Below are 22,493 nucleotides of genomic sequence, written 5' to 3'. Positions count from 1 at the left end.
CGCGCTGGAGCTTGACCCAACCTACATTGTGTACTAACGTTGTTGTAATTGTCTTAGTGCATCATCTAATCTTCTTTTAGTATCTTCTGCCTGCCTCATTTTTTCGTCAAGCATTCGATTAGGCACTCCATATATTCTACAGTCAACACCACTGCTTGCAAGGATGTACTCGTAGGTAGAACCGACACCCCAGCAAGCCTTTGCATGGATAGGGTTATGAAATATAGTTCTCGTAGTGATAAGAGACAATCCATAGAAACAGTCCCTGTCGTTGCAATCAACTAGGCCAAGAGAATAGCAGCTTTCACCATCACGGCTACAGCGCACACTTGGCCCCAATGCTTCACCTTTTGGTAGTACAAGATATTGTTTCCCTTGATAATTTACAATTTTGCCTTGAGCTAATACTGTTGTTGCTGAAAAAATTCCTAAACTGGCAAACAGAGAACCTAATATTACAAAAGTTTTAATTTTCATTTAGAAAACTCCTGTGTGGTAAGATACATACCTTTTAAAATATTCTAAACTACATAAACCAAGTACCTGTTTAGGAAACTTCGGGACTTAATAATTGCCAACTAAATTCGGAAAATTCGGAAAATTCGGAAACTTATGATATAATAGCTAAAACTCCAGCATCTCTTTAATTTATGAACATAGCCCAAGTTGTTAATATTTTAGATGAGCTACTATTTGATAAAACAGGGTCCCATCTGGATTTTATACAAAAATCTGTTTTAGAAGGCACTTTACAAGATCAAACTTATTCAGAAATTGCTCTAAAATCTGGATATAGTGAAAGTCATGTCGCTGATACCGCTTCTGATTTATGGAAATTTTTATCTGAGTTATTAGGAAAAAAGGTGAGAAAAGCTAATGTTAAAGCTATTTTAGAAAAAACAAATTTTAATCAAGTTTCTGGTGTAGTTGTTAGTGGTATTGTAGGGGTTACTAATAACATTAGCGTCTGTAACAAAACTAATCATCCCAAAAATAACTCACCCCCAACGCGAAAAACATCTAGCCCTAAACTCCACCTCAATAATGCTCCTAAATTTCCCTATTTTTACGGCAGAAATAACGAACTCTCTACCCTCAAAGATTGGATAATTAATCAAGAGATTCGCCTCATCAACATTTTCGGTATTAGCGGAATTGGTAAAACGGCTACCGCCCTTCATCTCATTAACGAAATTCCCCAACACTTCGACTATATAATTTATCGTTCTCTCTATTTTTCCCCTTCCCTTACCACCACATTAACTAACTTATTACAAATCTTCTCACCACCAGAAATACCTAACGATATTGAATCCCAAATTAATCTCTTTATTGACTACCTCACTCAATATCAATGTTTAATTATTCTTGACGATATCCAAAATCTTTTTACGCCCCAAAAATTAGCCGGAACTTGGCAAACCGATCGCACTTCCTATCACCTATTATTTCAGGCGATCGCCCAATCTTCCCATCACAGTAACATCATCCTACTATCTCAAGAAAAATGGCTAGAAATTCAACAATTAGAAAAAGCTAATTATCCCGTTAAATCTTTAATCTTATCAGGCTTAGACTCAGATGCAACAGAAATTTTACATCACCAAAACTTAGCCAATCAAGAACTATGGCCACAATTAATAACCCTTTATCAAAGTCATCCCTTATGGTTAGAATTGACTGCCGAATTAATCGGTGAATTATATGCCGGAAATGTTAGTGAGTTTTTAGAATATCAGGGATTAATTGTGCCAGAAGGAGTGCGATCGCACCTCGATAGACAATGGCAAAAATTAGCGCCAACCGAACAAACAGTCATGTTACAATTAGCCCAAGAAACTGCCCCCATTAGTATTTCTAAAATCCTCCCTAAAATCGACCAAGTAGCGACGGAATTAGTCAATAGTATATCATCCTTAAAAATGCGATTTTTACTGGAAATAGAAACTAGAGAAAATGGTAATTTAATCAGTTTAAGCCCCATTTTAAAAGAATATATTAAAAGTCGTTATTTGCTGAATCTACCTGATAAAGGCTATAACAACTAACAACTAACAGTTAACAACTAACTGTTAACAACTAACTGTTAACTGTTAACTGTTAACTGTTAACAGTTAGTTGTTAAAAACTAACAACTAACAATTAAGATTTGTGCACCACCACCGCCGTCCCCACCGATGCCCATTCAAACAGCCATTTAGCGTGATTTACCGCCACATTTGTACAACCATGAGTCACAGGATTGCCAAACAAATTGTGCCAATAAGCGCCGTGGATTGCCATCCCACCATCGTAATACATTGTATAAGGAACATCGGGGACATCGTAGTCCGGCCCAGTCATCCTTGCAACCCGATATTTGGTTTGAATCGCAAACGTTCCCGTGCGCGTGGGAGTCGATGATTTGCCACTGGAAATATTGACAGCATAAACTGATTTATTTCCTTCCCAAGCTATTAACTTTTGTCTTGATAGATCGATTTCAATCCAGCGTTGACTAGATTGTTGCAACTCCATAATTCGATAGGCAATTGTGTTGTGCTGTTCGCCAGCAATTACAGCAGTTGAACCACCACAAAAAGCTGCAATTGTCAAGGCGAAACCAGCACAGAAAGTTCCAACGCGGCGGAAGTAAGTTGAGTTTATATTGTTTTTCATGTCTCACACCTCGTATCATTTGAGAGTTATGATTTTAGAGTTTAGATTGGGAAGAGGATTAAGAAGTTGTTAAGTTTTGGGTGAGAGTTCGAGCAATTTGGCCGATCGCCTCCCAATCCCCATTAGCCACCAAATGTTTGGGAAATAAGTCTCCAGCTAAACCAACCGCGATCGCCCCAGCATCAATAAATAGCTTCGCATTATCCAGCGTCACCCCACCCGTCGGAATCAAAGGAATCTCACCCAGCGGGCCTTGCAGAGCTTTCAGGTAAGCCGCACCTCCCAAACCCGATATCGGAAACACCTTAACGCAAGTAGCGCCCGCTTGCCACGCCGTCACAATTTCTGTCGGAGAAAAAGCACCAGGGACGATCGGCACTCCCGCATCAACAGCTACTTTAATCATAGCTACATCCGTGTGTGGAGTAAACAGGAATTGAGCGCCACAAGCTATAGCTTCCTGCAACTGTTCTAAATTCAATAATGTGCCAGTACCAATACTAAAAGTAGGAAATTCCAAGCGGAGTTGAGAAATTAACTCACCCGCTTTTTCAGTATTCCAAGTAATTTCAATAAACTCAATTCCCCCTTTAGCTACAGCTTGTGCCATCCGCCAAGCCATGTCTCGATCGTCCGAACGAATAACGGCGATCGCCCGACGTGTTTTTAATGATGTCAACCAAATTTGATGATCCATATCAAATCCCTTGATATCGGAATTATTCATCTCTCCTTCTCTGCCTCTGCGCTCTCTGCGGTCTCTGCCGTTAAATAATTCCGAAACCATATCATTGTATTACCAGATCTCAACAAAAAGGCTCCTGCGATTAAACAGGAGCCTTTTAATGATTACACAATCAAATCAGCAATAAATGCGATCGATTAATCCAAATCAGGCATAGAAAGAACCGCTTCCGTCTCACGATTGATACCCTTCTCAAAGCCAGCGACAGCCGCACGAGCGCGACCAGCGTGCCACAAGTGGCCGACCAAGAAAAAGAAACCCATCACAAAGTGGAAACAGGACAACCAAGAACGAGGAGAAGTGAAGTTAAACGAGTTAACTTCAGTCGCCACACCACCCACAGAGTTCAAAGAACCCAAAGGAGCGTGAGTCATGTACTCAGCAGCGCGGCGAGCTTGCCAAGGCTGAATGTCATTCTTAATTTTGTTCAAATCCAAGCCATTAGTACCACGCAAAGGTTCCAACCAAGGGCCTTGGAAATCCCAGAAACGCATGGTTTCACCGCCGAAAATGATTTCGCCAGTAGGAGAGCGCATCAGGTATTTACCCAGACCAGTCGGGCCTTGTGCAGAACCGACGTTAGCACCCAAGCGTTGGTCGCGGATCAAGAAGGTCAAAGCTTGCGCTTGAGAAGCTTCAGGACCAGTCGGGCCGTAGAATTCGCTGGGGTAAGCAGTGTTGTTGAACCAAACAAAACAGCAAGCGATGAAGCCCATCAGGGACAAAGCACCCAAGCTGTAAGACAAGTAAGCTTCGCCAGACCAGATTAAAGCGCGACGAGCCCAGCCGAAAGGCTTGGTCAAAATGTGCCAAACACCGCCAGCGATACAAATCAGGCCCAGCCAGATGTGACCGCCGATAATGTCTTCCATGTTGTTGACGCTGACTATCCAGCCTTCGCCACCAAAAGGAGAGCGAACCAAGTAGCCAAAAATCACAGCGGGGTTGAGAGTCGGGTTCGTGATAATACGCACGTCGCCGCCGCCCGGAGCCCAAGTGTCATAGACACCGCCGAAGAACATGGCCTTAGCAACCAGCAGCAAGCAACCGCCACCCAAAAGAATCAGGTGATAGCCGATGATGTTGGTCATCTGGTTTTTATCTTTCCAGTCGTAGCCGAAGAACGAAGAATATTCTTCGAGAACTTCAGGGCCGCGAACGGCGTGATAAATGCCGCCCAAACCGAGAACAGCAGATGAAATCAAGTGGAGAACACCGACTACGAAGAACGGGAAGATGTCTGTAACTTCACCGCCAGGGCCGACGCCCCAGCCCAAAGTAGCGACGTGAGGCATCAAGATTAAGCCTTGTTCGTACATGGGCTTTTCTGGAATAAAGTGAGCGACTTCAAACAAAGTCATTGCTCCAGCCCAGAAAACGATCAAGCCGGCGTGAGCGACGTGGGCGCCGAGCAGTTTGCCGGAAAGATTGATCAAACGAGCGTTGCCAGACCACCAAGCGAACCCGGAGGACTCTTGGTCGCGACCGCTTGCATAAGAATTAGAGAGCGTTACCACGCGGTAGAACCTCCATCAATTTGGGATTTTTGATTGCGAATTTCAGGTTTTTTTGTTACCGGAGCGGTTACGGGGACGCAGCCCCTCCGCCTGGGAACTAGGATTTGGATATCAGTATTTAAAGATTAATCTGAAATCCAAATCCTGATTTATTAAAGTGCGTTACCACGAGGCAGAACTTCTTCTGGGAAGATAAAGTTTTCGTGTGGTTGGTCCGTTGGAGCCATCCAAGCACGAATACCTTCGTTCAACAGAATATTCTTAGTGTAGAACGTTTCAAACTCAGGATCTTCTGCAGCGCGCAATTCTTGGGATACAAAGTCATAGGCCCGCAGGTTTAATGCTAAACCGACGATACCCAAAGAGCTCATCCACAAGCCTGTGACAGGTACGAACAACATGAAGAAGTGTAACCAACGTTTGTTGGAGAATGCAATTCCGAAGATTTGCGACCAAAAACGGTTAGCTGTCACCATGGAGTAGGTTTCTTCAGACTGAGTTGGGTTGAAAGCGCGGAAAGTGTTAGCACCTTCACCGTCTTCAAACAGAGTGTTTTCCACCGTTGCACCGTGAATGGCGCACAAGAGCGCACCACCCAAGATACCTGCAACACCCATCATGTGGAAGGGGTTGAGGGTCCAGTTGTGGAAGCCTTGTAGGAATAGGAGGAAGCGGAAAATTGCTGCCACGCCGAAGCTAGGGGCGAAGAACCAGCCTGATTGACCCAAGGGGTAAAGCAGGAACACCGAGACGAACACGGCGATGGGACCGGTGAATGCCAAGGCGTTGTAAGGACGGATGCCGACTAAACGGGAGATTTCTAGCTGACGCAAGCAGAAGCCGATCAGTGCGAAAGCGCCGTGGAGTGCGACAAAGGCCCATAGGCCACCCAGTTGGAACCAGCGGGTGAAGTCCCACTGTGCTTCAGGGCCCCACAGGAACAGCAGGGAATGTCCGAGGCTGTTGGCTGGGGTGGATACGGCTACGGTGAGGAAGTTGGCTCCTTCGAGGTAGGAGCTTGCCAAACCGTGGGTGTACCAGGATGTGACGAAGGTGGTGCCGGTGAGCCAGCCACCGATGGCCAGGTAGGCGCAGGGGAATAGCAGGATGCCAGACCAGCCTACGAAGACGAAACGATCGCGTTTGAGCCAGTCGTCGAGTACATCAAAGATGCCTCGCTCGTTCTGGGCGCGTCCGACTGCGATTGTCATTGCTGTAAAATCCTCTTGCTTGTTAAAAGGTTAAGGTTTGTCAATTACCCCAACTAAAATTCTTCATATATGAATGTTAGGTGGGGATGAAAGGTGGTTCTAATTAAAGTTAACATAACTATACATTATAATTTCATAAAATTTCAACTCGATTGGTAGTTGAATTAAGATTTGGCTTTAACGCTTTTGAATTTTATGACTGCACAAACAACGACTTCGAGCGGACGCATCCTGCGCCAGCAGGTTTTGGGTTCCCGCCGCTTCAGCAATTACTGGTGGGCGACGGTGGTCAGCATTGGAGGGACTGGCTTCCTGCTGTCGAGCATTTCTAGCTACTTGCACGTAAATCTGCTGCCTTTTGCTGACCCGACTCAGCTCATTTTTATCCCCCAGGGCATCGCAATGGGTTTCTACGGTGTCTGTGCTCTGCTGTTGGGGTCTTACCTCTGGCTGACTGTTCTCTGGGATCTTGGTGGCGGATATAATGAGTTCGATCGCGAAACTGGCAGTATTCGCATCTTTCGCTGGGGTTTTCCAGGCAAAAACCGTAAAGTAGACTTTACCTGCAAAACATCCGATGTTCAATCGGTACGGGTGGACATCAAAGACGGTCTCAGTCCCCGTCGCAGTATTTATCTCAAGCTCAAAGACCGCCGTCAGTTTCCCCTGACTAGAGTCGGACAACCCATATCCTTGTCTAAGGTGGAAAATGAAGCGGCGGAATTGGCTCGATTTTTGAAGGTTCCCTTGGAAGGACTTTAAGAATTTGGGATTTGAGATGTGGGATTTGGGATTGGTAAAGGGGGGGGGTAACAACAGGTAGGCACTGACCATCCACCACCCCCACAAAACGATGATTTACCTCAAAATGAAACCGCCTCGCCTCCCATCCCCCTTCACTAGGGGGACTAAACAGAATGCTCCGATTCCTCTGTTTCGATTACCAACAGTCCTGGACGCACGGAAGGTCAAAAACCCCGTTTCTGCGTCAATTCTAGTTGCCAAGTTTTTAATCAAGTGAAAGTGAAAATGCAAATCAGAATTCAGCAGTGGTTTTTCTCAATTTTAATCATTGGTGCCCTTTTTGTAGGTGGATGCGGCAGTTCCACTCCCGCCAATTCTACTCCCACACCGAATCCGGCATCTGGTGAAAGTATTTCTTTGTCTCCGTCTCCGTCTCCTGCTGTTGTGGCTGCTAGTTCGCAATTTAGTAACTTGCCGCGTTTGGAAGGAAAAGCAACGGTGGTGATGACGGTTAAAGGATCGCCAATTACGATCGAACTTGACGGTACAAATGCTCCGATTACTGCGGGCAATTTTGTGGATTTGGTTCAGAAAGGTGTCTACGATGGGCTGGTATTTCACCGCGTAGTACGGGAACCTCAGCCTTTTGTGGTTCAAGGTGGCGACCCCCAGGGGAAAGATCCTAAATTCCCTTCTCAGCGGTTGGGAACTGGTGGTTTTATTGACCCGAAAACTTCTCAGGAACGATATATTCCTCTGGAAATTAAAGCTAAAGGTGCGAAAAGTCCTACCTACAGCACCACGTTTGAGCAAGCTGGGGTTACTGAGAAACCTGTTTTGGTGCATAGTCGTGGGGCTGTGGCTATGGCTCGATCGAATGCTCCTGATTCGGCTTCTTCGCAGTTTTATTTTACTTTGACGGATGTACCTTTTTTGGACGGTAGCTATGCGGTTTTTGGCTACGTCAAGCAAGGGATGGATGTGGTTGATAAGATTGAGGCTGGCAATCGCATTGACAAAGCTACTGTGACTCAAGGTTTGGAAAATTTTAAGGCTGTTAGTTAGTCAGTTGACAGTTGACAGTTGGCAGTTGATAGTTGATAGTTGATAGTTGGCAGTTGGCAGTAGTCATTAGAGAAACAACTGCCTTCTACTTTATTGCCAAAAGCAAGCCTTTTACTTATGGATGTTGTTGTTACTGGAATTGGTTTGGTTTCTGCTTTAGGCTCTCTGGAAAATAGTTGGAAAAAACTGTTGATTGGAGAGTCGGGAATTGAGCAGCATCAACCTTTTCTAGAACTTGAACCCCGACCTCTGGCTTTAATTGATCCAAAACCTGCGGATTTAATAACTTTAATTCGGCGGGTTTTGGCAGATGCTTTGCAAGATGCTAATTTGACTTTGCCGATTCCTGATTGCGGGATTGCGATCGGTTCTAGCCGCAGTTTTCAGGGAAATTTGGAACAGTTGCTAAGAGAAGGAAGTTCGGCAACGGATTCTGTAACGGATGTAACGGATGTAACCGATGGAAGGAAGACCGAAGTTGGAAGACCGAAGTTGGAAGACCGAAGAGGGGAGAAGGAAGAGGGAAGGGAATTCCCGATTACCGATGCCCCATGCCCTATGCCCGATGCCCGATGCCCCATGCCCGATTCCCGATTCCCAATGCCCTATTCTGAATTTGTGCATTTTTTGCCTCACATGGGGGCGATCGCGGTGGCCAGAGCAATTGGCTCTACCGGGCCGGTGCTGGCGCCGATGGCGGCTTGTGCGACTGGTATTTGGTCGATCGCCCAAGCTGTTGAGTTAATCCAAACTGGTCTGTGTCAGAGGGCGATCGCAGGTGCTGTGGAAGCGCCCATCACACCATTAACTCTGACTGGGTTTAACCGGATGGGTGCTTTGGCCACAACAGGTTGCTATCCCTTCGATCGAGACCGGGAAGGGTTGGTACTCGGCGAAGGTGGGGCTTTATTTGTATTGGAATCGGCGGATTTGGCAATGGGTCGGGGTGTTCAAATTTACGGCCGAGTTTCGGGTTTTGGCTTGACAAATGATGCGTGTTATGGTATAGCGCCGGAAATTGGAGGAAAAAGTGCGATCGCGGCGGTAAATCAATGTTTGAAACGGAGCAATTTATCAACGTTTGATATCGATTACATTCACGCTCACGGCACTGCAACGGAGTTAAATGACCAACACGAAGCGCTGTTAATTCACAAGTTGTTTCCTTTCGGAGTTGCTGTTGGTTCGACTAAAGGGGGGACGGGACATACTTTGGGAGCTTCGGGAGCTTTGGGTATAGCTTTTTCTTTAATGAGTATCAAAGAGCAGATATTGTTACCTTGCATCGGAATGCGCCAACCGGGATTTGAATTAGATTTTGTGCGCTGTGTCCGATCGACCAAAGTGAGAAATGCGGTTTGTTTGAGTTTTGGGTTTGGGGGTCAGAATGCAGCGATCGCTCTGAGTCAGTATAGTTAATTTTTTTAATAAAAATTTTTTAAACCAAAAGTTGATATGCAATTAAATTGAAGGAATAAGAGAAGATATAAAAAAGAAACTGTTTAGATTAAACTTCAGGTGGTATTTTCACATGGATTTGACATCTCATCGATTTATGTCCTACTTTGAACCCGAACAAGCAGCGCACCTGTGCAAAATAGCGATCTTGGAGAATTTTGCTCAGGAAACCCTGGTTTTTGAGGAGGGAGATCAAGCGGATTTCTTATATCTAGTCTTAGAAGGTGAAGTCAAATTTAGCAAACGGATTGACAACAATAAACATCAAACTGTTGCTCTAGCTAAACCGGATGACTTTTTTGGGGAACTCGGAGTTTTAGACGGACAGCCGCGCAGTGCGAGGGCCTTAGCCATTGCAGGCTCAACTTTAGCCAAAATATCTCGCACAGAACTCATAGATACACTCCATTTTAGCAAAGGAACTTCCGTGCTGCAAATTTTTAGCTTTATTGTTCAAAATTTGCGCGACACAACCGATCAGTACGTGAACCAGTTTGTACATAAACAAAAAATGGTTCTGGTTGGAGAAATGGTGAGTACAATTATTCACGATTTCAAAAGTCCTTTTACAGGAATTAAACTCTCAAGTGAAATGCTCAAAGAAATTCACCCGGACGAGGAAACTCAGGAGTGGTGCGACCTGATTCAATTGCAGGTTCAGCGAATGTTGGGAATGGCAGAGGAAGTATTAGAATTTTCTCGTGGAAATTCTGTTTTACATAAAAAATCAATTAATCTCATCCAGACTTTGCACCAATTTGAAAAGTTGAATAGGGTTTATTTTGAAGCGGCAAAAGTAGAGTTGGTAGTACGGGTAACAGAAGTGATAGTGCTGGCTGACGAAAATAAGATTTTGCGCGTTTTGCAAAATTTAGTCGGCAATGCTGTGGAAGCTTTTGGGGGACGAGGGGGCCGTGTAGAGATTACTGTAACAGAAAGTGAGGAGTGGGCAGAAATTAGCATTTACGATAATGGACCTGGTATTCCGCGCGCAATTAAGGAAAAATTATTTGAACCTTTTGTGACCTATGGAAAGCGTACTGGTACTGGTTTGGGAACGGCGATTGCTAAGTCGATGATAGATGCTCACAAAGGGGAAATTACCTATGAGTCTGAAGACGATAAAGGAACAACTTTTTACATTCGTTTGCCTAAAAACATAAGTTAAATGATGGGCAAAATCAAGTATAATTGAATTGAGGAATAGCTAAAATTATAATGCCACTTAGTATTCAAACTTTACCCCAAGAAGTGATCGATTTAATTGCCGCAGGCGAGGTAATTGACTCGATGGCTGCTGCGGTGCGAGAATTAGTGGAAAATTCTCTGGATGCTGGCGCAACTCGCATCATTGTTTCTGTCTGGCCCCAACAGTGGCGACTGCAAGTTGCAGATAATGGTACGGGAATGGATTTGGAAAATTTGCAGCAGGCTGCTTCTGCTCATAGTACCAGCAAAATTAGCACTGAAGCAGACCTTTACAAAATTGCTACTTTGGGGTTTCGTGGGGAAGCTTTGCACAGTTTGGCTCAGTTGGGTTCTTTGGAAATCTTGAGCAGAACAAATGATTTGGGATTTGCTGATTTAGATGAAAATCCAGAGGATTTGGCTCTTGAAAATCTCTCTGCGTCCAGGGGGGAAATAGAAAATGCTCGATCGGGCTGGCGGGTAGTTTACGATGGCGCTGGGGAACCTTTGGAGGTGGAAACAATTGCGATCGCTCCAGGGACGGTGGTGACAGTTAGTAACTTGTTTGGGAATTGGCCAGTCCGTCGCGGCTTTTTGGCACCGGCACAGCAAATGCGATCGGTACAATTAATTATTCAGCAAATTGCCCTGTGTCACCCTCAAGTCAATTGGCAGTTGCGACAAGGAAATACGCCTTGTTTTCAGATTACACCGGGCTTGACAGGAAAACAAATTTTACCTCAATTTGTGCGGGGAGTTCGCTTGCATGATTTGCAGTATTTAAAGGTGAATTTGCCCTCTGTTCCCAATAGCAATAAAATAGCAGACTCTTTGGTGAAAACGCAATTAGTTGCGTCAAAAACCGAGTCTAGTTATCCATTACCCATTGCCAATACTTCGCCTACGTGGCCCCTGAACCCTTCGACTTCGCTCAGGGACTATGAAGGGATCGGGCTTAACTCAGTCCTTGGGTTCAGTAAAAATTCCCCATTGACAATTCCGCATTTCCAGTCTTTAGAGTTAGTAATTGGTTTGCCCGATCGCTGTCATCGCAGACGCCCGGATTGGGTGAAAGTGGCGGTGAACCGGCGGGTGGTGCGATCGCCAGAATTGGAGCAAACTATTCTCAGCGCCTTTGCTCGTACTTGTCCGCGCGATCGCTATCCTCTGTGTTTTATTCACCTGCAAATTTCTCCCTCGGAAATTGACTGGAATCGACACCCAGCTAAGGTGGAAATTTATTTGCAAGATCCTAGTTTTTGGCAAGTACAAGTTAGAGCGGCAATTGCTCGTGCTTTGGAGTTGAATGAAGATGTTTTGCCGCAGCCGACTATTCCCGATCGAGTGGAAAAATTGCTCAAAGCATCGGAACAAAAAGGTACTTATAATCTGGGGATATCTAGCCAACCCAATGACGACGGCGAACAGGTAACAGCTCATCCCATAGGATTGATGGAATTGAGGGCGATCGCTCAAGTTCACCATACTTACATTGTAGCGGAACATTCCAGCGGAATGTGGTTAGTAGAACAACACATCGCTCACGAGCGTGTTTTGTACGAGCAATTATGCGCTGCTTGGCAGTTAAAACCTCTAGAAAAACCCATAATTCTCAGTCAATTATCGGCGTGGCAAATTGAGAATTTGTCTCGCTTAGGTTTAGAGGTAGAAACTTTTGGCGAACAGCTATGGGCGCTGCGGGAAGTTCCTGCCTTGTTAGCCGAGCGAGATGACTGTAGAGATGCTATTTTTGAACTCAGTAAAGTAGCCGATTTGCAAGCAGCTCAAGTGGCTACGGCTTGTCGTAGTGCCCTTCGCAATGGTACTCCTTTAACTCTGGATGAAATGCAAAATTTGTTGAATGAATGGCAACAAACTCGCAATCCTCGCACTTGTCCTCACGGCCGCCCAATCTATTTTGCTTTGGAAGAATCGACTTTGGCTCGAATTTTTCGGCGCAATTGGGTGATTGGTAAGAGTCACGGAATTTAAACTTTGCAATTTGAAAATACGACATGAAAAATACCATCACAATTTTTTCGATTTTTTTAAATATAATTTTGGTAGGGGTGATTTTTATCTATGCAGGAAAACGGGGATATTTGGGCAGGATGTTGGTGATGGCGAATGCTAATTACCTGGAATTACCCACAGATACACTGAGTTCTCAACCAGGGTGGCTGGATGAGGTAAAATATCAAGTTGCTGTGGCTCACCCTAGGCAAATTAAAACTTGTTTTTTTGGGGATTCTATAACTTCGATGTTGGGAAATACTCTCGGAAATGATACTTTTAATTGGGCGATGGGCGGGATGAGTGCAATTTCTCAGCTAGAACAGCTTAAGTTTCTCACTGCTGTGAAAGTTAAGTGCGATCGTGCCATCATTGCTCTGGGTACTAATGATGCTATTTACAGAACTATGGATGAGCAATTTGTGAACAATATGAGGCAAATAATCGCGACTGTAAAACAAGATATGGGGGCGAAACAAGTGGTTTTACTACCAGTTGTTTATTCAACTGTTGAGGCAAGCCACGATGTCAGTGTTGCTGCTCCTATTTCAAGAGTCGATCGGTTTAATCGGTTGATTCGTCAAGTTGCTGTGGTAGAAAAATTATCAATTGACGAAGAAGTTGTGCAGCCGTTATTTGAGGGCAAAGCTTTGAAGGCTAATTTGACATCGGATGGTGTTCATCTTAATACTGATGGCAAAATAATTTATCGTGAAGCTTTATTAAAAATAGTGGCTGATTTAGATAAAAATCATTAGAGTAGAGCCTTTAAATCAATAATAAAAATGGATTTTCCCAGAGCGCGACAACTATTTCATTTAGAAATTAATCAACCAGATAACTCGATAGATCTGGCAAAAGCTGCTTTGTATATAGCTTTAGAAGAATATCCTAACTTAGAGACACAGGAATATCTCAATGCTCTCGACGACATGGCGGATGAAGTTCGCGATCGCCTGCCGGCACAGAATTATCCCCTGCGAATCATTCAAACTATTAACCGTTACTTATACGAGGATTTGAGATTTGCGGGCAATGATGCGGATTATTATGACGCCCGGAATAGTTTTTTGAATCAAGTGATCGATCGCCGTATGGGTATTCCAATCTCTTTGTCTCTGGTTTATTTAGAAGTTGCCAAGCGGATTGATTTTCCGATGGTGGGAATTGGGATGCCAGGACATTTTTTAATTAAGCCAAATTTTGAAGATGCTGGGATTTTTGTTGATGCTTTTAACGGTGGTGAGATCTTATTTACTGAAGATTGTCAAGAGAGAATTTCTAGAATTTATGGTCAAACTATGGAGTTGCAGCCGGCATTCCTCGCCGCAGTCAGTCCCCGGCAATTATTGGCGCGAATGCTGGGAAATCTGAAGGCGATTTATTTGCAACAGCAAGATGCTAGGAGGGTACTCAGGGCGATCGAAGGAATTTTACTGCTATTTCCAGATGCCCTGGGAGAAAGGCGCGATCGCGGAATTCTGTACTATCAACTGGGGCGTTTGGCAGAAGCACGTCACGATTTGGAAGTATACCTAAGAAATGCTCCTAATGCTCCTGATGCTCCTAGAATTCGCCAATTACTCGATATGCTCGATCGGGATATGTGATCCCAAGTTGCACGATCGATCGTCCCTAGATTAAGGTAGATGTGGCTTTTATACAATTTATCCTGATAACCCCGTGTTGTGAGACTGGGAGTGTCAAAAGTTTTGCAAAGATATATAACCAATGGAGGAAAATATGTAAGGCGGTCACGTAACATATAAGTGACCAATGGACACCTATCTAATGAGAGGTTAAAATTCCTTGACATCACTGTAAAATTAGCTAGATTAGTATTGAATCGCTGCCTTGAAAACCAAAGAGGCACTGTCGTATTCAGTGGCAACAAAAGAATGCGCAAATCAATCAATCTTGCTCTCAAAAAAATATTTTGACGTAAACAGGCAAAAAACCATGAACTTTCAGTTTCAATCAGGTTATCTCGATGGAATGCGCCGGCAGTCAGCTCATTTTACCAAGAAAATGTCAAAGTCTTTATCATTAGGTTTGGCACTTTTGTTAGGAACAAGTGCAGTATTGCTCAGCAGCGGTAAGGCTTTGGCATTAGAAACAGTGACTGTCAAATATGGTGCTATTGATGTCACTTTACCCCTAGCCGACTTGCAAAGCTTTACACAAACTGGCAAACCATCTCCTCAACTGCAAAGCGTTCTAAGTCTGGCGAAACAAACTCCTGAATCAGTCCGAGAAATATTAACGCGAGAAGTAGCTTTAGATTCTCAATTAGTAACGAGGCTGGCAAATTCCTACTTCGGGGAAATTGTTTTGAAACAATTGGGAGAAGTAGCTTATGCACCAGCAACTCGCGCTCAAAGCGCTCCGGCCCTGCGAGATGCTTTAGTCGGAGCTTCCAAAGATGGCAAAATATCCTTGATCGAAGTGATGCAAAATTACACCCCTTCGGCTTTGGAAGTAGATGGAAATCAAGCTATGGCTGTCTATCAGCGGGTGATGAAAGATATGCAAGATTTGCAGGCAATGTATAAAAATTCATCTGCCATGCAAGGCACTGCTGGTCAAGCATTGAATTCGGCGAGACAAATGATTTGTCAGCCCAATTCATCGGGGAGTATGAAGTAAAAAAATCCAGTTAGCGGGTAGGGGAAATGGGGAATCGAGCATTGGGAATTGATAGTCTTTTCTATCGCTCTCCAATGCTCCCCTGTTTCTTCCTTGTTGCTTTTGTTATAATTGCTCGGCTACTCGTTTGAGGCGACGAAGTTGGTCTTTCATGTCTTTCTGGGTCCAAGGGGCTGCAAAGCGATGGAAACCAAATCGAATTAACTGATTGGGAATCTCAAATTCAAAGCGGTTGATCAAAAGTGTGCCTTGGATTTGTGGTTGACATTCCCAGCGATCGCACCCTTGAAAAAATCCATCAAACCCCCAGACAATTAAACCCGGTTCTCGCTCTAAAACTACACTCTCTAAAGTGGGTTGCCAAACCGGAATTTTTATGATAAATATGCTGCGACTTCCGACAGCAGTATCCCATTCGCCGACCGGCTCGCAGCGGAGCAATGGATTGAGCCACTGGTGCATTAAAGTGCGATCGGCGATACAGCGCTCCACCAAGGTAGCAGCAGCGCGAATTTCAATTGATTGCTCGAAAACTTGACGAATAGACATGAAAACCTGCAAGCTAGAAGCGTATTGTGACCAAATAACAGACGTTTACCACCTAAATATACCAGTCAAGAATCTTCTAGTTGTGGAACCCTAGTTAAAAATACTCTTTCCATGAGAACCCAGATTTGCTATCAATTTGGCATTGTTTTGGATAGAGACTATAATGCAGCATTGAATATTTTAGCTAAGACATTAGAAACGTACCGGATGGCATCCCGGAACGATTAAGCTTGGGGAGAGATGTACCTCTGTCTCAAGGATGTAAGTCCCGAAAGATAAGTGCGCTCCATCAACCAAGAATCCGCGCATTCCTGCGTGGGGAGTGTCAAAGTTTCTTATTTGGTCTGTCAACTCTGACGTTAACCTGAGAAAAAAATGAATGAAACTTGGCAACAAATAACTCAACCGACATGGACCCCCATGGGGCTTCTGTCCGATCGCATCTTAGCCCAGGGGCAGCCCGCCCCAAATCCGCTGGCAGATGCCGAACGTGGATTAAACAATCTATTTCAGGGTTCAAACATTGAAAATCTCATCTGGGCAGTGGGCATTCTGCTGTTGGGTTTGATCGTAGCCACCCTAGTTTCGTCAGTAATCGGAGGATTACTCAAAAAAACTAACATCGATAACAAAATGGCGGCCTGGGTTACAGGGCGTCCAGACTCCATACAGTCACCACCAGTCGAAAAATGGGTGGCGACTTCGGTGTTCTGGATCATTTTGATCTTCTTCCTGGTAGCCTTTTTCAACCGACTGAATTTGACTGCTGTCTCGCAACCGCTGAATACTTTTCTCGATCAAATAGCTGCTTTCTTGCCGAAGTTAGCCGGCGCCCTGATTTGGCTGGGGATAGCTTGGGTATTGGCCACTGTTGCCAAATTGGCCGTATCACGGGCGATGCGGGCTTTTGGTTTGGATGAGCGTTTGAATCAGCAAGTGGGTGGAGGACCAGGAGAAAGCCCTTTGCTGCTGAGCGAAACAGTAGCCAATGCGCTGTATTGGTTTATCTTTCTGCTGTTTTTGCCACTGATTCTGGAATCTCTGCAATTGTCTCAGGCGCTGCTACCGGTTCAGAATTTGCTCAATCAAATTCTGGCTGCTATTCCTAAGATTTTGGAAGCGGTGCTGATTGGGGCTGTGGGCTGGCTGCTGGCTCAGGTGGTGCGGCGGATTGTCACAAATTTGCTGGCTGCTACTGGGGCTGACAGTGTGGGCGCTAGGTTCGGAATTTCGCGGACGAATGGCGGCCAATCGCTGTCGTGGATTGTCGGGACGATGGTCTATGTCTTGATTTTAATTCCAACGGCGATCGCGGCACTCAACGCTTTGGACATTCAGGCGATTTCCCAGCCGGCAATCGCGATGCTCAACACGATTTTGGGCGCAATTCCCAATATTTTTACAGCCGCCATAATTTTAGTGGTTGCTTACATTTTGGGACGCTGGATTAGCGATTTGGTGATTAATATCCTGACGGGGATTGGCTTTAATAATGTCTTTTCTTGGTTGGGAGTGCCGGCGAAGCCACCATTGTCCATCGCCAAAGACCAGCTAGATCCCGATGCAACGGTACTCCAGGCGGAACCAGAAATTCCATCCCGTACTCCTTCGGAGTTGGTGGGGATTGTCGTGCAAGTAGGTATTATCCTGTTTGCTGTGGTTGCTGCTACTGATGTGCTGCGAATTCCGGCACTGACGGCGATTGTTAGCGGTATTGTGCTGGTAGCTGGTCGGGTTTTGTCTGGTTTGATCGTATTTGCGATCGGCTTATATTTAGCGAATCTGGCCTTTAGTTTGATTGCCAGTTCTGGCACTCGCCAAGCCCGGTTGTTGGGCCAAACGGCTCGGATCGCGATTATTGCCTTTGTGTTGGCCTTGGCGCTGCAACAGATGGGCATTGCTAGCGATATTGTGAATTTGGCCTTTGGGCTGCTGCTAGGGGCGATCGCTGTAGGGATTGCTCTGGCCTTTGGTTTGGGCGGGCGCGATATTGCCTCCGAGCAAATTCGCGAATGGTTAGCGGCTTTTAAACAAGATAAAACGCCGCGTTCATAACAAAAAAAATGGCGTTTGTCAAGTGCAAACGCCATTTTTTTTGTCCAAATCATTCCCAAAGAGTCAATCTTTTGGAGTTTAGCTTTCCCAGACTTGGTATTACCCAGGACTCAACAGAACTTGATACTAGACATCGATTTGTAATAAAATGCAACAAAAGCTTTGATAAACAATGCAAATAATGTCCTATACGCGCTGGAGATTTTCAGCTTTGAACCATGTCATCCTATGTATCGCAAGCGGTTTTACTTGTAGACGGCTATAACATGATTGGGCTTTGGCCTAAACTCCGAGAGAGGCGCGATCGCGACGAACTCGAAACAGCTCGCCGCGAGTTAATAGAAGTTTTAGTTAACTACAGCGCTGTTCAAGATTTTGAGGCTCGACTGGTGTTTGATGCTCACTATCGACATACTCCCAGCGTCAAAGAAATTATTACAAAACATTTATCTGTGCACTACACTGACTTCGGTCAGACAGCAGATACTTATATTGAAAAATCTTGTGCTAGTTTGCGCTATGAATTGCGATCGCGATCGGGAAAAGGTCGCATGATAGTCGCCACATCAGACCGAGCGCAGCAATTGACCGTCGTCGGCTACGGTGCCGAATGGATGTCTGCCGAGCAACTTGCCGCCGACATCGAATCGACAGCCCGCCGCTCCGAGCGCCTGCACAAATCTCGCAAACAAACTTCTAGTCGCTTTCTCGCCAGTTCTCTCGATCCAGAATCCCAACAGCGGCTGGCTAAACTGAGAATGGGATTGCCTTAACTCCTGAAACCCCCTTTCTGTATGACTTAAAAAAAAGTTTGTCAAAGGCCTTGCCAAATTCAGGATGTTGGTATTACTATTAGTAAATGTGGCAAGCAAAAATCACCAATCCTCGGTAGCTCAGTGGCAGAGCGGTCGGCTGTTAACCGATTGGTCGTAGGTTCAAATCCTACCCGGGGAGTTAGTAAAAATCAGAAGTTGGAATTTTCCAACCTCTGATTTTTAGTTTTGAATAATTTCGGAATTAATTATGACGCAAAGTTAGGAAACGGCACGTGCCCATTGGTATCAACTTAAGCTGTCAGCCTGCCAAGTCCGTTAGTCATCCCAGGAGTCCGGCAGGGGTTTAAACCCCTGCCTCAAAGCACAAGTCCTCTAAAAGAGGACTGACGAGTTCTTGAGTCCTCTTTTAGAGGACTTTAGCTATTAGCCAGGGGTTTAAACCCCTGGCGGTATTTCGGGTAAGAGCGATATTTCAAGTTAAGTTGACACTAATGGGCAATGTCGCTTCCTCAATTTCTTAGCACATTAATTAACATCCCTGTGAGTATGAATTAACTCACCTTCCATAGGTATCGAAATATTCAACTTAGACAAATCGGGATTCAATATTGCATTGACGATACCAGAACTCACCATCACCTCCAAACAACCAAGGGCTTGATGCAGTGCTACTCGTGCGTGTTGCACAGAAAAACGTTCCTTAAACACTAGCACCAACTGCCGGTAAATTTGTTCGATGTACTCATTGCGGCTCAAAATATCAATCAGCAAACCGTATAAACCTGTAACAGGCAACCGCTGACCGTTCTTCACATAACACTTGATCTTGTTAATTTTACCTGCTTCGTAGACAGCTACAAACTCGATTTCTGCATCTACTAAATCTAACTGAAACACATTGTACGCCGAAAGCAGCCAAGGCACTTCTTGCTGCGAGAATCGCTGCATTACCTGTTTCATGGAACCTAAATCAAATCCGGCAATCACAGCTTGACCCAAAATATCATTGGTGAATCCTCCTTGCGCTAACCACTGAAAAGCTTTTTCCGGGCTTAGATTCAACCCAGAATCTCGCGCAATTTCCATTGAATGTTCTTGTAAGTCAGTGAATTGACCGTTGGCAGCGTACCAGTAATCGGCGAAGCGAATGTGCTGTTGCACTCGGCGTCTTTGATTGCCATCGTATTGAGTTTTTAGCCAGTTAGCCTCGTGTTTCTGCTGCTCTAATTCTAAGATTGTGTAAGCTAATTCGCGGGCTCCTGTGTGAGCTAAAGTCATGCCCGCCGCTAAAATTGGGTCGGCAAAACCCGCAGATTCCCCGACTAAAAACCAGTTTTCTCCTACTGTGCGATCGCTCAAAAATGACCAATCTTTTGTAGTTTCAATTTTCCCCGTACTGGTAGCATTAGCGATTAATTTGCTGATGCGGGGTTCGCTCTTTAGTGCTGCGGCATATATCTCCTCTGGTCGCTGTTTCATCTCCTTATAATGTTCCGCAGGACAGATGAAACCGATGCTGGTACGAGTTGGACCCAAGGGAATGAACCAAATCCACCCGTGACTCAAACTCATTACCTGGACGCGGGTGCCACCAACACCGATAAAATCGGCCCATTCAGCGTTTGTCCAGTAGTCCCAAATAGCGATATTTTGTAGTCGTGTCGGACAGTGTGTTTCGACACCCAAAACTCTGCGTAGCACGCCGATGTGGCCGGAAGCATCGATGTAGTAGCGGGCGGTGATTTCTTCCTGCGATCGCAAGTGTAGAGCTGTAACGCGATCGCCCTCTGTATCTACTTTAACCACCGGAGTTTCTTCTCTAACCAAACATCCCATTTCTTCGGCGTGTCTGAGCAAAATTTCATCATATTTTGCGCGATCGACTTGGAAAGCAGTTTGCCGTCTGTGTCCCTCAAATTTAGCAGGACGCCGCTCATCTTTAAACTCTTCCGGCTTGATAAAATTAAAATCCCAAGGTTGCGGATCTGTTCCCCAACGATAGGTAGCGCCGATTTTTATCGGGAAGTCGGCTGCTTCTACTTTATCCCAGCATCCCATTTCTTGAAGCACATCGCTAATTTGAGGTAATTGGCTTTCCCCAACACGATCGCGAGGAAACTTTTCTTTCTCTAGGATTAGCACGCTCAAATTCGGATTGTATTTCTTGAGCAAAGTGCCAGCCGTGGAACCCGCAGGGCCACCGCCCACAATCACAACGTCGTAATGGCTCATATTAATTAGGGTTAGTAGATGCTAAATTTGGGCATTGACGAGACAAATTTATAACTATTCAGCCTCGCTCCTTCCCAGGCTGAATAGTTATTTTCAACAGTTTTTATCCGACTGCTACTTTATCATTTTCAGCTAGGCGAGAACTTTGGGAAATTTCTAAATTCTCAGTCCAAGTATGAGCAATATCCAAATTCTCAGTCCAAGTATGAGCAATGTCCAGATTCTCAGTCCAAGTATGAGCAATGTCCAAGTTCTCAGTCCAAGTATGAGCAATGTCCAAATTCTCAGTCACAGTTAAAGAATTAGAGTTAAATTCTGACATGATGCCTCTCCTGGTAATTAATGAATTTTGTCTGATTCTAAGATTTGTCCGGTTCCAAAAATTGAAAATTTTACATCTGGTAAGCTAGGCTGCTTTTAAAGGTTGCAAAACCTCGCGAGGCTTGGCAAAAGGTTGCTCACAGCTATGGGTTTTTGCATAAACCAGAAGCTCATCGGTTAGTTTCGTGAAAGCTTCAAACAAATGCTCAACTACCTCAAAAGCCTCTTGACGGCTTTCAGGAGTCAGTTGTATGTTTCTAATCAATTGCTCAACTTCCGGTGTGCCCGTAGTATGACCTGTTTCCACAGCCAAATGAAAACAGCCAAAATAAAGAAACTCCTTGTGGGTAGTTGTTCGCAGTTCTTCGGCAATTGGGGCCGCCGTTGAAAAGAACACATTACCTGTGGCTTCTATCACTTCCATAATTGCTAATTTTGCGATCGGACTCGCTCCAAAAGCATATCGGAAAATTTGGTGTGTTACCCACCGCGAAGCTTTTGTTTCTTCATTCCAGAGAAAATTCAAAGCATCACTGAATTTAACAGATTTGTTAATACCCAGTGTTTCTAAATCTGCCAAAAACCACAACCAGTGATGATCGTCTTCATAGGTATGATTGTTGACTATTACCTGAAGTGGATCGTTGGTTGGTTCTTCTCGGAAGACATACTTGTTAAATTCACCAAAACTCATCACGAAAGGAGCAACGCAGGGAGCAAAAGCTAGGCGTTGTTTTGGGTTTATGCTTGTGTCTCGCATAAACTCAAATAGCCCAGATTTAGCAAATTCTTGCTTCTTGTTTTCAATCAATGCTAGGACTTCTTCCATTGTGATGCACCTGATTATGGAAAAATGCTACCAACTAGCTCACTGCAAGGCTGTGATCTGAATCATTTTTTTGGGTGATACACATCTTATCTAGTTTGAGGCTCGATCGCCTCCAACTGGATATTCCGTGGGCTTGTGGTTGGTTTTGGGAGACCAGGCTCTAATTGAGACCTAAATCTGGATGGGATGGGGATTGGTGGACTAGCATCTGCGATCGATATCACATAGTTTGTTACAATAGTGTAAAGCTCGACGGCGTGAAGTATCACGCTGTACATATCAGGGGGAGATGCAACCAGACCTGCTTTTGTCAGGCAGTTCCTACTCTATAAATTTTTATTACATCTACTAAACTAGAAAAATACAGACTAATTACTTTATTTGCTGTGTATCGTCAAGCACAAGATAAGCATAAAAACACTTAAGTACAGTCGCGCCACTGCTCGATCGACATTCAGCACCATGTTAAGCCAACACTTAGTCACA

General features: G+C 44.7%; 20 protein-coding genes, 1 tRNA gene and 1 pseudogene. 13 read left to right on the top strand and 9 right to left on the bottom strand.

Going from position 1 to position 22,493, the window contains the following annotated elements; all coding sequences use genetic code 11:
- Nucleotides 1-33: 33 nt before the first annotated feature.
- The gene (locus tag P2A85_RS10260) at nt 34-477 is read right to left on the bottom strand and encodes a hypothetical protein (RefSeq protein WP_377479362.1); all 444 of its coding nucleotides are present in this window, start codon (nt 475-477) and stop codon (nt 34-36) included.
- A 173-nt stretch (nt 478-650) separates the two neighbouring features.
- Between P2A85_RS10260 and P2A85_RS10255 the strand changes: the two genes are divergently transcribed.
- Entirely contained in the window at nt 651-2,048 is a 1,398-nt protein-coding gene (locus tag P2A85_RS10255; RefSeq protein ID WP_377479359.1) for an AAA family ATPase, read from the top strand.
- A 94-nt stretch (nt 2,049-2,142) separates the two neighbouring features.
- Here P2A85_RS10255 and P2A85_RS10250 read toward each other — a convergent pair whose 3' ends face one another.
- From P2A85_RS10250 to psbD, 4 genes are all read right to left on the bottom strand, one after another.
- Nucleotides 2,143-2,658 carry a L,D-transpeptidase gene (locus tag P2A85_RS10250; RefSeq protein WP_377479355.1) on the bottom strand — a complete coding sequence of 172 codons (516 nt, stop codon included), beginning with the start codon at nt 2,656-2,658 and terminating at the stop codon, nt 2,143-2,145.
- A gap of 58 nt (nt 2,659-2,716) precedes the next feature.
- A complete protein-coding gene (locus tag P2A85_RS10245) occupies nt 2,717-3,355 on the bottom strand; it encodes a bifunctional 4-hydroxy-2-oxoglutarate aldolase/2-dehydro-3-deoxy-phosphogluconate aldolase (RefSeq protein ID WP_377481413.1) in 639 nt (212 codons plus the stop codon).
- A gap of 185 nt (nt 3,356-3,540) precedes the next feature.
- Nucleotides 3,541-4,920, bottom strand: a complete 1,380-nt coding sequence (gene psbC / locus P2A85_RS10240; RefSeq protein ID WP_340524897.1) for a photosystem II reaction center protein CP43 — start codon at nt 4,918-4,920, stop codon at nt 3,541-3,543.
- A 152-nt stretch (nt 4,921-5,072) separates the two neighbouring features.
- A complete protein-coding gene (psbD, locus tag P2A85_RS10235; protein ID WP_377476346.1) occupies nt 5,073-6,131 on the bottom strand; it encodes a photosystem II D2 protein (photosystem q(a) protein) in 1,059 nt (352 codons plus the stop codon).
- A gap of 195 nt (nt 6,132-6,326) precedes the next feature.
- On the opposite strand from psbD, the gene P2A85_RS10230 reads away from it, so the two are divergent.
- From P2A85_RS10230 to P2A85_RS10195, 8 genes are all read left to right on the top strand, one after another.
- Complete coding sequence (locus P2A85_RS10230; RefSeq protein ID WP_340520492.1) at nt 6,327-6,893, top strand: photosystem I assembly protein Ycf4; 567 nt, start codon at nt 6,327-6,329, stop codon at nt 6,891-6,893.
- A 267-nt stretch (nt 6,894-7,160) separates the two neighbouring features.
- Nucleotides 7,161-7,940 carry a peptidylprolyl isomerase gene (locus P2A85_RS10225; RefSeq protein ID WP_371117827.1) on the top strand — a complete coding sequence of 260 codons (780 nt, stop codon included), beginning with the start codon at nt 7,161-7,163 and terminating at the stop codon, nt 7,938-7,940.
- Between the two features lie 117 nt (nt 7,941-8,057).
- Entirely contained in the window at nt 8,058-9,359 is a 1,302-nt protein-coding gene (locus P2A85_RS10220) for a beta-ketoacyl synthase N-terminal-like domain-containing protein (protein WP_377479351.1), read from the top strand.
- Nucleotides 9,360-9,471: 112 nt separating this feature from the next.
- Nucleotides 9,472-10,566 carry an ATP-binding protein gene (locus tag P2A85_RS10215; RefSeq protein WP_377479349.1) on the top strand — a complete coding sequence of 365 codons (1,095 nt, stop codon included), beginning with the start codon at nt 9,472-9,474 and terminating at the stop codon, nt 10,564-10,566.
- A gap of 50 nt (nt 10,567-10,616) precedes the next feature.
- Entirely contained in the window at nt 10,617-12,578 is a 1,962-nt protein-coding gene (gene mutL / locus P2A85_RS10210) for a DNA mismatch repair endonuclease MutL (protein WP_377479346.1), read from the top strand.
- 23 nt (nt 12,579-12,601) lie between these two features.
- Nucleotides 12,602-13,357 (top strand): SGNH/GDSL hydrolase family protein, encoded by a 756-nt coding sequence (locus P2A85_RS10205; RefSeq protein WP_377479343.1) that lies wholly within the window; start codon nt 12,602-12,604, stop codon nt 13,355-13,357.
- A gap of 27 nt (nt 13,358-13,384) precedes the next feature.
- Nucleotides 13,385-14,209 (top strand): SirB1 family protein, encoded by an 825-nt coding sequence (locus P2A85_RS10200; RefSeq protein ID WP_340520508.1) that lies wholly within the window; start codon nt 13,385-13,387, stop codon nt 14,207-14,209.
- 349 nt (nt 14,210-14,558) lie between these two features.
- Nucleotides 14,559-15,245, top strand: coding sequence for an alpha/beta hydrolase (locus P2A85_RS10195; protein WP_371120171.1), 687 nt, complete (start codon nt 14,559-14,561; stop codon nt 15,243-15,245).
- A gap of 105 nt (nt 15,246-15,350) precedes the next feature.
- On the opposite strand, the gene P2A85_RS10190 is transcribed toward P2A85_RS10195, so the two are convergent.
- Nucleotides 15,351-15,794, bottom strand: coding sequence for an SRPBCC family protein (locus tag P2A85_RS10190; RefSeq protein WP_377479340.1), 444 nt, complete (start codon nt 15,792-15,794; stop codon nt 15,351-15,353).
- Between the two features lie 60 nt (nt 15,795-15,854).
- Between P2A85_RS10190 and P2A85_RS10185 the strand changes: the two are divergent.
- From P2A85_RS10185 to P2A85_RS10170, 4 genes and pseudogenes are all read left to right on the top strand, one after another.
- A pseudogene (locus tag P2A85_RS10185) lies at nt 15,855-16,022 on the top strand (zinc ribbon domain-containing protein); the annotation flags it as partial.
- A 147-nt stretch (nt 16,023-16,169) separates the two neighbouring features.
- Nucleotides 16,170-17,849 carry a mechanosensitive ion channel gene (locus P2A85_RS10180; RefSeq protein WP_377479337.1) on the top strand — a complete coding sequence of 560 codons (1,680 nt, stop codon included), beginning with the start codon at nt 16,170-16,172 and terminating at the stop codon, nt 17,847-17,849.
- A gap of 218 nt (nt 17,850-18,067) precedes the next feature.
- Nucleotides 18,068-18,622: an NYN domain-containing protein gene (locus P2A85_RS10175; protein ID WP_377479335.1), complete on the top strand. Its 555-nt coding sequence runs from the start codon at nt 18,068-18,070 to the stop codon at nt 18,620-18,622.
- Nucleotides 18,623-18,731: 109 nt separating this feature from the next.
- Nucleotides 18,732-18,803, top strand: a tRNA-Asn gene (locus P2A85_RS10170).
- A gap of 347 nt (nt 18,804-19,150) precedes the next feature.
- Here the strand turns inward: P2A85_RS10170 and P2A85_RS10165 are convergent.
- The 3 genes from P2A85_RS10165 to P2A85_RS10155 form a co-directional block, all read right to left on the bottom strand.
- The gene (locus P2A85_RS10165; protein WP_377479332.1) at nt 19,151-20,857 is read right to left on the bottom strand and encodes an NAD(P)/FAD-dependent oxidoreductase; all 1,707 of its coding nucleotides are present in this window, start codon (nt 20,855-20,857) and stop codon (nt 19,151-19,153) included.
- 103 nt (nt 20,858-20,960) lie between these two features.
- The gene (locus P2A85_RS10160) at nt 20,961-21,179 is read right to left on the bottom strand and encodes a hypothetical protein (protein ID WP_377479329.1); all 219 of its coding nucleotides are present in this window, start codon (nt 21,177-21,179) and stop codon (nt 20,961-20,963) included.
- Between the two features lie 84 nt (nt 21,180-21,263).
- Nucleotides 21,264-22,007: a hypothetical protein gene (locus P2A85_RS10155; RefSeq protein ID WP_377479326.1), complete on the bottom strand. Its 744-nt coding sequence runs from the start codon at nt 22,005-22,007 to the stop codon at nt 21,264-21,266.
- Nucleotides 22,008-22,493: the final 486 nt, after the last annotated feature.

Source organism: Microcoleus anatoxicus, assembly GCF_042465725.1.
GTDB lineage: Bacteria > Cyanobacteriota > Cyanobacteriia > Cyanobacteriales > Microcoleaceae > Microcoleus > Microcoleus anatoxicus.
The sequence above is the reverse complement of the archived record's forward strand: the minus strand, read 5'-3'. Positions and strand labels throughout refer to the sequence as shown.